At 44.2% G+C, this 11,485-nt stretch carries 11 protein-coding genes; 6 read left to right on the top strand and 5 right to left on the bottom strand.

Annotated elements, in window-relative coordinates:
- Positions 1–298: 298 nt before the first annotated feature.
- Positions 299–1,216: a metal ABC transporter substrate-binding protein gene (locus ACP5KC_RS03375; protein ID WP_428286840.1), complete on the bottom strand. Its 918-nt coding sequence runs from the start codon at positions 1,214–1,216 to the stop codon at positions 299–301.
- Between the two features lie 79 nt (positions 1,217–1,295).
- Between ACP5KC_RS03375 and ACP5KC_RS03370 the strand changes: the two genes are divergently transcribed.
- Genes ACP5KC_RS03370 through ACP5KC_RS03360 form a run of 3 tightly spaced genes read left to right on the top strand, consistent with a single transcriptional unit; the run spans position 1,296 to position 3,259 of the window.
- Positions 1,296–2,048 (top strand): metal ABC transporter ATP-binding protein, encoded by a 753-nt coding sequence (locus ACP5KC_RS03370; RefSeq protein WP_428286839.1) that lies wholly within the window; start codon positions 1,296–1,298, stop codon positions 2,046–2,048.
- A 21-nt stretch (positions 2,049–2,069) separates the two neighbouring features.
- On the top strand, positions 2,070–2,870 hold the full coding sequence (locus ACP5KC_RS03365; protein ID WP_428286838.1) for a metal ABC transporter permease: 801 nt from the start codon (positions 2,070–2,072) through the stop codon (positions 2,868–2,870).
- Positions 2,870–3,259, top strand: a complete 390-nt coding sequence (locus ACP5KC_RS03360) for a ribbon-helix-helix protein, CopG family (RefSeq protein WP_273434386.1) — start codon at positions 2,870–2,872, stop codon at positions 3,257–3,259. Before ACP5KC_RS03365 ends, ACP5KC_RS03360 begins: the two co-directional genes overlap by 1 nt.
- Here the strand turns inward: ACP5KC_RS03360 and ACP5KC_RS03355 are convergent.
- Genes ACP5KC_RS03355 through ACP5KC_RS03345 form a run of 3 tightly spaced genes read right to left on the bottom strand, consistent with a single transcriptional unit; the run spans position 3,254 to position 5,114 of the window.
- Positions 3,254–3,844 (bottom strand): tRNA-wybutosine modification methyltransferase TYW3, encoded by a 591-nt coding sequence (locus tag ACP5KC_RS03355; RefSeq protein WP_428286837.1) that lies wholly within the window; start codon positions 3,842–3,844, stop codon positions 3,254–3,256. The two genes, ACP5KC_RS03360 and ACP5KC_RS03355, sit on opposite strands and share 6 nt — an antisense overlap.
- The gene (locus ACP5KC_RS03350) at positions 3,841–4,539 is read right to left on the bottom strand and encodes a purine-nucleoside phosphorylase (protein ID WP_191118617.1); all 699 of its coding nucleotides are present in this window, start codon (positions 4,537–4,539) and stop codon (positions 3,841–3,843) included. The genes ACP5KC_RS03355 and ACP5KC_RS03350 overlap by 4 nt, the downstream gene beginning before the upstream one ends.
- Positions 4,540–4,577: 38 nt before the next feature.
- On the bottom strand, positions 4,578–5,114 hold the full coding sequence (locus tag ACP5KC_RS03345) for a hypothetical protein (protein ID WP_273434389.1): 537 nt from the start codon (positions 5,112–5,114) through the stop codon (positions 4,578–4,580).
- Between the two features lie 226 nt (positions 5,115–5,340).
- Between ACP5KC_RS03345 and ACP5KC_RS03340 the strand changes: the two genes are divergently transcribed.
- Positions 5,341–6,897: a hypothetical protein gene (locus ACP5KC_RS03340; RefSeq protein ID WP_273434391.1), complete on the top strand. Its 1,557-nt coding sequence runs from the start codon at positions 5,341–5,343 to the stop codon at positions 6,895–6,897.
- Here the strand turns inward: ACP5KC_RS03340 and ACP5KC_RS03335 are convergent.
- Positions 6,876–7,115: a ferredoxin gene (locus ACP5KC_RS03335; protein ID WP_052883460.1), complete on the bottom strand. Its 240-nt coding sequence runs from the start codon at positions 7,113–7,115 to the stop codon at positions 6,876–6,878. The two genes, ACP5KC_RS03340 and ACP5KC_RS03335, sit on opposite strands and share 22 nt — an antisense overlap.
- A gap of 71 nt (positions 7,116–7,186) precedes the next feature.
- Between ACP5KC_RS03335 and tatC the strand changes: the two genes are divergently transcribed.
- Together tatC and ileS are read left to right on the top strand one after the other, a co-directional pair.
- Entirely contained in the window at positions 7,187–7,999 is an 813-nt protein-coding gene (gene tatC / locus ACP5KC_RS03330) for a twin-arginine translocase subunit TatC (protein WP_273434393.1), read from the top strand.
- A 271-nt stretch (positions 8,000–8,270) separates the two neighbouring features.
- Positions 8,271–11,462, top strand: a complete 3,192-nt coding sequence (gene ileS, locus ACP5KC_RS03325) for an isoleucine--tRNA ligase (protein WP_273434394.1) — start codon at positions 8,271–8,273, stop codon at positions 11,460–11,462.
- The last annotated feature ends 23 nt before the right edge of the window (positions 11,463–11,485 follow it).

Genomic DNA, 11,485 nt, shown 5'->3' with positions numbered 1-11,485 from the left:
GATACACCCTGCCAGCACCGACCAGAATCGAGACCTACATCCCCACGCACCAAGGTGTAGTAGCCGCCACCGAGAAGAAAAAGACAACACCAGGAGCAAAACAATAACCCCTAAGAAGGGTAACTTGGGAGCCGGCTCCCAGTGAGCAGCCGGGCAAGTGTAGGTGAATTTGGAGAAGCGATTGAGAAGTATCAGAGTGTTGTAGCCTACATCATAGAGAATCCTCAGCAGTTCCAGCGCTCCTCATCTGGAATTAAACTTAGATAGTATGAGAAAAACTTTTCTTTTACTCATTTCCTCAATATTTTAAAGAATTTAGAATCTTTACGACTTCATTTATCTTACTCAGTGTGCTCTGAGGAGAGATGGGACTGGGTATAACAATGTACTTTACCTTGTATTTTCCAGAGAGCTCGAGGGCTTTCTGTGCAAGCGGAGTACTTGTACTACCTACAATCACTATTAGCTTGCACTCCCCGCTGGCAAGGCTCTGTTCAATGGATGCTATGTCCTGTGGGGTTGCTGGGAGGTCTTCTTCTTTTTGAAGCAAGTACTTTACTTTGACGCCGGTCCACTCTACCGCGTACTGTACAGGCGGTGAGGTAGCGACCGCGCATACCGATATAGGCGTGAGAGAGTCCTGGATCCTTGTTATGTTGTTCAAAATTAGCGTTAAGTGACTCTTGTAGGTTGACTTACAGTTTGACCTTAAGTCCTCTAATTTACTCTCGACATAGGAAAGGTATACCTTGTAATTGTCCGGGTCATAAATTGGCCAGTGATAGTTCGGCTGACCAGTCATCGGGTTATTCCTAATCTTAATTTGTGGAATTTCGGGAATCTCTATAAGAACTGCTTTTAATTCACCGCGTGTTACAAGCTCGTGTATTTGTGTCTCGAAAGGCGTATGAGCGGTTGATACTATGAGATCAGCTTGTTTTAGCTTCTCAATATCCGCGGGAGACAATTGATATTCATGGGGGTCTACGCCTGCAGGTGTTATTGAGAAAACATTGTCCCCCTCGCAAACGAGTAGGTCCAAATCTGGCTTTAGAGAGTAAAACGTTACCGCTATGTTTAAACCACTCTTGGTCTCAGATGTCCTTTTACCCTGTGTTAGAAGATACACCGAGAAAACAAGAAATAACAAAGCTACGAGTATTATAAACACCAGTCTTTCTCTGCTTATGTGCACATTACCTTTTGCATCAATCATAGTTTTATGCACCCACTGTAACCATTACTGGGACAAAGTATATATTTGTGCACATTTATTTAAAATTATCGGGAAGTTTATGCACGAGACCTTATCACTGGAAATCAGGGACTTAACCTTTAGTTATAACTCAGAGCAGATACTGGAAAACGAGAACATAAGACTGGAGGGCTTCGGGCTGTTTACGGTTCTTGGTCCCAATGGAGCTGGAAAAACCACTTTTTTCAAAGTAATCCTAGGTCTTTTGAAGCCATTATCGGGAAGGGTTCTTGTTAACGGCGAAGAAATAACAGGAAACCCCTCTAAGGCTGGAAGATACATGGCTTATGTTCCACAGTTATCGAATATCGATTACAATTATCCCATGACTGGACGAGAGTTTATAGAAGCAGGTTTGAGAGCTAGAGGCACTTGTAAAAAGAGAGACTGCAAGACGATCGTAGACGACTATTTGGCTTTGGTGGGTGCCCAGGAGTTCGCGGATAAGAGAATGAGTTCGCTAAGTGGTGGACAAGTTCAAAGAATATTAGTTGCCAGAGCCCTCTCAATGGAAACTCCGATACTGTTGTTGGATGAGCCTTTCTCGGGAATAGATCCTAGAGGCAAGGATGATATTCTTTCATTTATCAGGAAGGTGAAGCAAAACAAGATGATACTACTCACAACCCATGACCCGGTCTTAACAGTCAACCTTAGCGAGAAAATAATAGTATTTAACAGGGGCGTTAAGGCCGCTGGCTCGCCTTCGGAGATCTTCAGGCTTGACCTGTTGCGTAAGGCTTATGGTGAGAATGTATTGTTTATCGAGAAGTGTCTCCATATAATACACTAGGCTCAGGGGGTGGAAGCACAAATGTACCTCGATCTGAGTTGGGTTATTGTCATCATGTCAACATCTCTAGCATTTAGTGCGTTGAGTCCCATAATATCCGCGAGGAGACTTAACTTCTTTGCCTCCTCCCTGCCTCACGCTGCACTTTTGTCAATCGCTCTCGGCTACATGATGTCCATTTTTCTTGCTGGGGATCCTACCTTATGGGCGGTGATTGTCAGTATTCCTCTATCATATCTTCAAATGTACCTTGTCCACAGAGGGGTCGATGAGAATACAGCCACCTCTGTATTTGTGGCTTTTACAACATCTGCCAGTGTGGCAGCCCTCTACTATATTTTAACTATGTTCCCTGCCAAAGTTAGCCTGTGGTCATATATTCTTGGCGACCCCCTCTTAGCCTCTTGGGAGGATACTGTCAATGCTGCCGTTACCTCTATAGCTTTAATCTTGTTGACCCTGGCATTTTATGAGAAAGAAGTACTGATTGGTGTTGACAGAGATTACGCTATACTTAACGGAATAAATGCTAAGCTTCACGACTACTTCGTTATAACCCTGTTGACTGTTGCAAGCGTTGGATTGCTGAGAGTAGTCGGTTTTGTGATCGAGCATGTAGTTATGCTGCTGCCCGCAGCCATAGCTGCTACTTCGGCAAGAAACTCGCGAGAGGTCTTGTTGATCAGCATGCTGTCCTCGGCTTTTTCGGGATTCATGGGACTTCTTCTAGCCATTTACTTGAATATTGCTCCCTCTGCTGCTTTCGGGTTAATACTATTCACGCTTTACCTGATTTTTCTCGTTATCAAGGGTGAGAAGTGATGAGTACGAAGGCTAGGTTTGGAGTAAGTATAGATGAGAGGCTGGCCCAAGAGATTGAGAAGCTGGTCCAGGCCACTGAGACAAACAGGTCTCATATAGTAAACTTGGCTTTAAGGGAATTCCTTAATGGAAAATTCCACTTCATGACACCACATACATGTGAGGGTGTATTAATATTATCTTATGAACCACAAATGAGTGACAAGATAGACCGCACATTAGAAGACAACAAGGATATGATATTGAGCAGATTGCACATACACTCCTCTGAGGGAAAATGCATTGAAGTCATTTATACGAGGGCCCAGAGCGAGAGAATCCTAGAGCTCGAGAATGGACTACAGAAAAGTGGATGCAAGACCTGTAAATTTGTTCCATGCCACTCATGATGTTTTATCTCTACTGTAGAATACTTCGGCCAGACGTGAAAGCCTTCTCTTACCACGTAATAAAGCTTGATTAGCAGCCTCAACTAGTAAGACTAAAGAGTCATAGCCAACTATCTGTATGCCATGTAATCTCAGTGGTGTCTCAATCTTCTCCATAGACATTATCTCAATGACTATACGCTTTCCTAAGCCTTGAATACCACTGTGCTTGAATCCTGAGTTTCTAGCCGCAACGAGAAGACGTTTAGCTGCTCGCAGATCCCTTGCAACTACATGGAAGATCGGGGGGTGAACAGAAAACCAAACGTTGTCTTCATTCGTGGAGGACAATACAAGGGTTAGCTCCTCTGGTTGGATAATGCGATGCCACTTTGCAATTACACGAAGTTTGCCCTTATCGCCTGGATGTGCCCCCGCTGCCACCTGGATTCTACCGCTACAACTGCTAGTTGTGTAGTAATCAGGCGAGGAATTTATTAGATCTAGTAACCACACTATATCCTGGTCGACGCGTCCTTGAAGCTTGTGTTCTTCTAGCTGTTTTAATGCTAGATCCCTAAGTTCATTCCACTTATTTGTGCTCAAGACCCTCCCATCTTAAAGGATGTGATTGCCTCTAAGACTGTTTTTATCATTGAAAGCTCTAATTGTGTTTTGTTTTCGGTTAGTTCTTGTCCCGTAGACATGTTGTCCACGACTAGTGCCACGGCTCCAGCCTTAAAGCCTCGTAGCCTTGCAAGTGCATAGAGAATAGCAGATTCCATCTCTAGGAAATCGATCCCGAGCTGAGCCCACTCATGGGCCTTTCGCTCAACCATGTGGAATGCATCATGCGAAAGCGCTACGCCTCTGAAATATGGTGTGTTAAGGCGCTTAGCCGCGTTTTCTAGTTCAAGGACGACTTCAGGCGTCGCGTAGGCTGGATATGAAACACCTGGGAAATACATCCCTAAGGTGCCCCCTGGAGTATAAGCTGAAGCCTCTATTATTGCCAGCGTGCCCAATCCAGCCTCTTTCCTAATAGCCCCACAGGTACCAGCCCTAATGATGACCTTAGCGCCCAGCATAACTAATTCTTCAAAGACAATGGCAGCCGAAGGAGCACCTATGCCGTGAGTGGCCAGCGTCACCTCCGTACCCTTGTATTTGCCGGTAACCACAAGGTATCCTCTATGGGTGTTAACCACACGTGGATTTTCAAGCAGTTTTGAGGCCCTCTCGACGCGTTGGGGATCTCCTGAGACCACAACTCGTTCGGCAATATCACCTGGCTTCGCCAATATATGGTAAGGTTTTTTCGAGAGAGGATGATAATATGTCATATCGTTTTTAGAGGATAAACCAACCTAAAACTTTTACCGTCATAGAATATCAGGCTATATGTGGGTTTACGCCAGTAGGGAAGCCATTTTCCCCAGGCTGATTTCCAGGAACCAGGATTCCCAATTCTACGAGTTGTGTCAAGTCCGGGGATATGTGTGTGACCCATGATAAGCCATTGATTCCTGAGGTTTAACTTCTCTTTGACCTTTTCCTCTACGAGTAACTTCCTTCCAACCAGGCTGCCAACTCTATCAACTAAGTGGGCGATAGCCCCGTTTGCGATGCCGATATCACCGTGAGCCACCACAACTTCATCGTCCCCCAATTGTATATGGGCCACTCTACGTATATAGATTCTAGATCTTCCCAGATTGATGGAGCCTTCATCGACAATCGGGTCATGCGAGGAAAAACTAGGTGTGTAGATAATGAGGGGTGGAAGCTCGGTTGGGAGGCCGAGCTTTAAAATTTCAAACTTCAGCTGGTATGTGCTCATTCTATAATGAAGATCCTCGAACAGATCGCCCGCCACCACCAGACAGCTTGCCTGCAACAGATGAGACACTTTAATGATCATTGCCAACTGGTGGCAAATCCTCCCGGATCTACAGTGAAGGTCAGACACAAATACTGTTTTCTCACAATTGATCGTTGAGGTCAAATTTTTAACCCCCATTAGAGCATACTTGAGAGTTAATAATTTCTCATTTGACTCAATAAGCTAATTAAGGTGTCATTCCAAGTCAACGACAGATAATATGCCATCACGACAAGAAATTAAAGAAACATCGACAGGTATTATTCTACTTATCATTCTGTCATTTCTCATCCTCAATAATATCCAAGCATTAAAAGCTGAGCCTTTACCTACAATCAAAGCCGTTATAAACGTAGATGACACAGGTAATGCCACCGTGAAGATCACATTCAAGACACTGGGTAAAACAAAGATTCTTTTTACTCTTCCAAAATTCGAAAACTACACAATATGCGAGAGCTACGGTACTCCACAAATAGTAAACGCTCCCTCATCCGCTTATTTCTACTATAACTCTACGATCAATCTTAATCCTGGAGAAAACGGTACGGCAATTCTCTCCATATGCTATAAATTCCCCTATGCTAGCCTGCTTGCCGACAACCAAGGCTGGTTTATGAGCCCTATGCTTGTATCTACACCTCCTGTCAACATAGAAGTTTATGTCAAAATACCAAACGTTGACAAAATAACCCTTGAGTCCCCGATCTCAACGGGGATCAATGTAAATGGATATAGAAGATATGTTCTCGCTCCCGGCACTCCTACCGTGATCTCTGGTAGGGTCGTAATAGAATACCTGACACTCTCTAACGTCACTACAGTTGATTTTAATACGAGTGTACGCGACACCACAATTAGAGTCCAGTCGCCACCTTTTTACAAGTCCTTAGCTCAAAGGGTTCTAACCGTGGCCTCAAAGGCCTACGCTAATCTAACTAGCATGACAGGAGTATCCCTACAGGAGCTTGTATTCAGATTCTATCTACCCAAACAGAGCTTGGGAGGTATAACGACTCTAGGATTCGTAATGGGAGAAGACATCAATGCGGGGGGAAGAGGCCCCATTATGTTAAACCTTGGGCTTATAAGGTATGCTCCAGGTTACCTTGAAACTACGATAATACACGAGATGGTTCACGCTTTTCTTGGTAAGGCAGGCGTCGAAGCAAATGACGAAACACGATGGTTCCACGAGGGGCTAGCACAGTACATTTCGATCAGTGTGGCTGAAAGCCTAGGATATAATGTCGCCGAGCTCAGAAACGACATGATAAATGCCTCTCGTACACTTTACAAATACTACGAGGGTAATCTATCCCTGATTCAACACTGGCCAACTGTTCCAGAACTAGTGGGAGACGCATACTTGGCTAGCTTCTATATAATTGAAAATCTAAGCGCAACCTATAATGGCGAAGCGTTTATAAAAAGCCTTTTTCAAGCCATAAGGGATTACGGAAAGGTCAAGACAACCAATGACATTGTAGCTGTCCTAAGTATTGCCGCAGGTAAAAACCTTGCACCCCTATTCCGATCTTGGGGGTTCAAGGATATAAAAGACTGGAACCCTCCAGCAACAAGCAAAGACACGACCTCTGCTCCTAGTTCTAGTACGACTTTCGAGACAGTCGTGCTTGGTATAGGCATCGCGATTGGAGTGATAACTTACTTTCTAAATGAGAAGGTTCAAAAGGAGATAGATATAGCGAGAAGTAAAAGTGTTTTTGAAAAAATTGAGAAAAACGCAGAAAATCACTCGATTTTCTGGACGTGAATTATGGATACTGGACAAGCTTCGGCTGCACTCTTCACACATTCTTCAAGCTCTACGGGTACCTCACCCTCACCGGGGTTACCTCCAACTCTGTACTTGGCAACGATCTGGCTCTTTCCGTCTTCCTCGCTCATCTCGAAAACTTCAGGGCATAAGCTGACACAAGCCATGTCGCTTATGCATTGATCCCTGTCGATAATGACCTTAAGTTTTGCCAACCTTTTTCACCGTGTTTAAGACGTATGGAATAATATAAATTTAACTTGTAGCTTTCATTGTACAAAGGATTATGTCAGAGCTGCCTGAGAAACCTTTACTCGAACACGTATATGAGCTACTGGAAACAATGCGTAAGATACTCATTGTTTGGGTAGGAGTTATCGCTTCCCTGTTAGTGCTCCCAGCTCCTCATCTTCTTCCTAGCTATACTCCTTTGGCCTTTTATTTTATGAACCTCACTAAAAGAGTGATGCTTTCTCACGATGAACACCCCATAACACGTCAATTGTCTCTGACACTGGGACTGAACGACTCCAAAGTTATTCTTATTTCACATGGGTGGTTTGATAGTCTCATGGCAGCTGTTATAATGTCCGGGCTCATTGCCGTCACTGTATCAACCCCGATCACGCTTTATTACATCTACAGGTTCTTGGAACCCGGCCTTTATTCCCATGAGAAGAAGATTATAAAAAAGTACCTATTCGCGGTTAACTTCCTCTTTATAATGGGAGTAGCGTACGGCTTCTTTATTGTAACTCCCCTAACCTTTCTAGTAGCTCTATGGATTGCAAAGCTTGGAGGAGCCTCTCCATACTTTGCAATTCATGACTTCTACCAGAATGTTTTCTTAGGTTCTGTAGCGATAGGAATATTCTTCACGTTTCCGCTAGTTATTCTCGCTCTAAATAAAGTGGGTCTTGTAAATCACGAGACATTGGAAAAGAATTGGCGCTATGTGATTCTACTGACCCTGTCAATTCTAGTTGTAATCACGCCGGATCCAACACCGACCAGTGCGTTGGCAATAGGTTTGCCCTTCATAGTTCTCTATCTACTTTCAATAAGACTGATTAAGAAAAACTCTCAAAAGTTAGTTTAAGTGTCATTGCTTCTCCTTAGAAAGAAATGCGGCATTCGTTACTATTTTTAAGTGGAGCGTTAAACGTTATAAAATAAATTACAATCCCGTGTAAAGGGTAGACTTATACAAAGGAAAAATAAATATATGGGTATGTTCTTAGACTCAAGGGTAGGTGAAATGCACCGCCAAATTTGAGAATTAAGGTTTTTTCGGCTTTTCACCCGTTATTATTGCTCAATGGTAGACCAACATTAGATTTTAATGTTATTCGTGACTTCAGGTGGTTTGTATGGGCATAGTTAGAGCTCTCTCGCAAGAATTCAATCCCAAGAAATACGAGGGCGAGATTTTAAACTACTGGTACGAGAACAAAATATATGACCTTATACGGGAAAAGGCGAGGGGAAAACCAAAGTTTTACTTCTTGGACGGCCCACCCTATGCTTCAAGCGGTGTTCCACACGTTGGTACATTATGGAATAAGGTTCTCAAAGATGCTGTTATCCGTTATTATAGGGCTCTGGGCTATAGCGTAAATGACCAACCGGGGTATGATTGTCATGGACTCCCAATTGAGGTTCAGATAGAGAGAAGGCTGGGCTTCAAGTCAAAGAAGGATATAGAAGATTATGGAGTCGATAGATTCATCGAAGAGTGCAAGGGGTTTGTCAAGCAGAACATTTCGTCCTTGAATTCCTACTTCAAAGAGTTCGGAGTCTCCATGGACTGGGAGAGACCATACACGACGATGGACGCTAGATATATAGAGGGGGCATGGTGGCTTGTAAAGAAGGCTGAGGAGAAAAGGCTTCTTGACTATGGATTGAAAGTTGTACATTGGTGCCCCAGATGTGAAACAACGCTAGCAGACTATGAGGTTACAGAGTACACAGAGCTAGAAGACCCCTCAATATACGTCAAGTTCCCCGTTGCTAATGAAAAGAATAGATACATACTAATTTGGACTACTACTCCGTGGACCCTCCCTGCAAACGTAGCAGTGATGGCTAACCCTAAGCTTGTATACGTATGGGTTGAAGTTAGGGGAGATATACTTCTCATAGCTAAAGATAGGTTAGAAGCTGTTTTGAAGGAGGCCGGGATTACGGAATATAAGGTCTTGGAGGAGGTAAAAGGTGTTGAGCTTGAGGGGCTAAGATATCTGCACCCTCTCGCCGACGAAGTAGATGCCCAAAAAGGGCTGGCGGATGCACACAGGGTTGTCCTATCAGAGGAATTTGTCTCGGCTCAAGAGGGGACAGGTCTGGTTCATAGCGCTCCCGGACATGGAGAAGAGGATTACATAGTGGGTCTTAGGTACTCCCTACCCATCGTAGTACTTGTCGATGAGAAGGGGCGCCTCACAAAGGAGGCCGGAAAGTATTCTGGATTAAACGTTAGGGATGCAAACGGAGTGATAATCGAGGACCTGAAAAGAAAAGGATATCTCTTCCACTCTGGAGTCATCAGGCACAGATACCCCATATGCTGGCGCTGTAAAACTCCCCTTGTTCTTAGAGGGACTAAACAGTGGTTTATTCGCGTAACTCATCTAAAGAATAGGTTATTAGAAGAGGCTGAGAAAGTTGAATGGGTTCCGGAATGGGCGGGGTACTCGCGCTTCAAGAACTGGCTTGCCGGTCTTAGAGACTGGATAATCTCACGTCAGAGATATTGGGGTACTCCAGCCCCCATCTGGGTGTGTGAGAAATGCGGGGAGAGGGTTGTAGTTGGCTCCAAGAAGGAATTAGAGGAGCTTGCCGGAGGGAAACTAGAAATCCCAGACTTGCACCGTCCTTGGATAGACAAGGTCACACTTAGGTGCCCCAAATGTGGTGGCATTATGAAGAGGGTGCCCGACGTGCTGGACGTGTGGTTAGACTCCGGAGTTGCTTTTTATGCCAGTCTTGGCTATCCTCAAATCCGTGAAAAATTCAAGGAACTTTACCCCGCGGATTTGATCATAGAAGGGCATGACCAGATAGCGGGCTGGTTTTTCTCACTCCTGCGTAGTGGAATAATAACCTTCGATGAAGCCCCCTATCGTCGAGTCTTGATGCATGGTTTCGCCCTGGATGAGCAAGGAAGAGAAATGCACAAATCGCTGGGGAACTATGTAGAGCCCCGCCAAGTCCTAGAGTATAAGTATGGAAGCAGGGATGTTTTCAGATGGTTTGTCCTGCGAACTACGACCTGGGAGGACATGAAGTTCTCGTGGAAAGGATTGGAGGAAGTATACTCTGATTTGAACATCTTTTGGAACGTCTATTACTTTGCGACCCTATACATGAGCTTAGACAAGTTTAACCCTGAGGAATATCCGGTTGACGCTCTCCTTGACAAACTGTCAATAGAGGATAAGTGGTTATTGTCCAGATTTGAGACTGTTGCTCGTGAAGTTAAAAACGCATTTGACACATTGAACATACATCGTGCTGTAAAACTCATAAGAGATTTCGTGGTTGAAGATCTTAGCCATTGGTACATCAGGCTTATAAGACCCAGAGTTTGGATCGAAGAAGCATCGTATGAAAAAATAGCTGCATACGCTACGTTAAGCTATGTTTTGAAACGCTTACTCGTGATAGCATCTCCTATAATACCCTTTACAACAGAGCGAATCTATCTCGAATCCTTCAGGTATGAGGAAGCGCCTCCTAGCATCCACATGTTATCCTGGCCTGAGCCTCGTGATGACTTCTTAGACCCTGAGTTAGAAAAGAAGATGAGCCTTGCCAGGGAGATCGTTGAAAAAGCCTTAGCATTAAGAATGAAAAATGGAATCAAGATACGGCAGCCTCTTCCAGCTCTGTATATTTTCACAAGTGATCCAAAGATAACTGAGAGCGTACGGATGATGGATCGTATAATAGCTTCACAAGTCAACGTAAAGAAGGTTGAAGTTCGTCCAGCCGAGGAACTCGTATCCTACAAATCAGTCAAGGTTGAACCAGTTTATCGTCTCCTGGGACCTACGTTGAGAGAGTATACTAGCCTGGTCATCGAGGAGGTAAATAAGAAAAAAGAGGAAGTTGCAAGAAGTTTAGCTGAGAAAGGCTCAATCGACCTAGAGGTGGCGGGAAGAGTCTTCCACCTAGAGAAGAGTATGTTCGAGATCCTGGAGTCTTGGAGGGAACATTACGATGGAGATACGACTACATGGGGGACTATAGTGCTTGACACCAACATTAGCGAGAAAGAACTTGCCGAGGGGCTCGCCCGAGATACTCTCAGGAGAATACAGTTCATGAGAAAGCAGCTCAGCCTTTCCATAGATGAGTATATTGAGACAACAATCTACATACCTGGCGAGTTCATTGAACTCGTTAAAGGCTATGAAGATTACTTGAGAACTGAAAGCAGATCCAAGGCTCTCTTCATGGTTTCACATGAAGAAGACGTCAAAGGGGATCTTGTCGCTGATTGGGAAATAGGCGATATAAAGATTAAGATTGGGATAAGACGATTCAAGAACCAGTAAGATTTATCAGTAAATTTCTCTTA

Source organism: Infirmifilum sp. (assembly GCF_049970975.1).
Taxonomy (GTDB): Archaea; Thermoproteota; Thermoprotei; order Thermofilales; family Thermofilaceae; genus Thermofilum; species Thermofilum uzonense.
This window is presented reverse-complemented; position numbering and strand designations above follow the sequence as displayed.

Excerpts from the sequence above, each read along its gene's own strand:
- tatC (WP_273434393.1), top strand. The coding sequence starts at position 7,187 with ATGTCAGAGCTGCCTGAGAAACCTTTACTCGAACACGTATATGAGCTA.
- ileS (WP_273434394.1), top strand. The coding sequence starts at position 8,271 with ATGGGCATAGTTAGAGCTCTCTCGCAAGAATTCAATCCCAAGAAATAC.
- ACP5KC_RS03360 (WP_273434386.1), top strand. The coding sequence starts at position 2,870 with ATGAGTACGAAGGCTAGGTTTGGAGTAAGTATAGATGAGAGGCTGGCC.
- ACP5KC_RS03365 (WP_428286838.1), top strand. The coding sequence starts at position 2,070 with ATGTACCTCGATCTGAGTTGGGTTATTGTCATCATGTCAACATCTCTA.
- ACP5KC_RS03370 (WP_428286839.1), top strand. The coding sequence starts at position 1,296 with ATGCACGAGACCTTATCACTGGAAATCAGGGACTTAACCTTTAGTTAT.
- ACP5KC_RS03375 (WP_428286840.1), bottom strand. The coding sequence starts at position 1,216 with ATGATTGATGCAAAAGGTAATGTGCACATAAGCAGAGAAAGACTGGTG.
- ACP5KC_RS03340 (WP_273434391.1), top strand. The coding sequence starts at position 5,341 with ATGCCATCACGACAAGAAATTAAAGAAACATCGACAGGTATTATTCTA.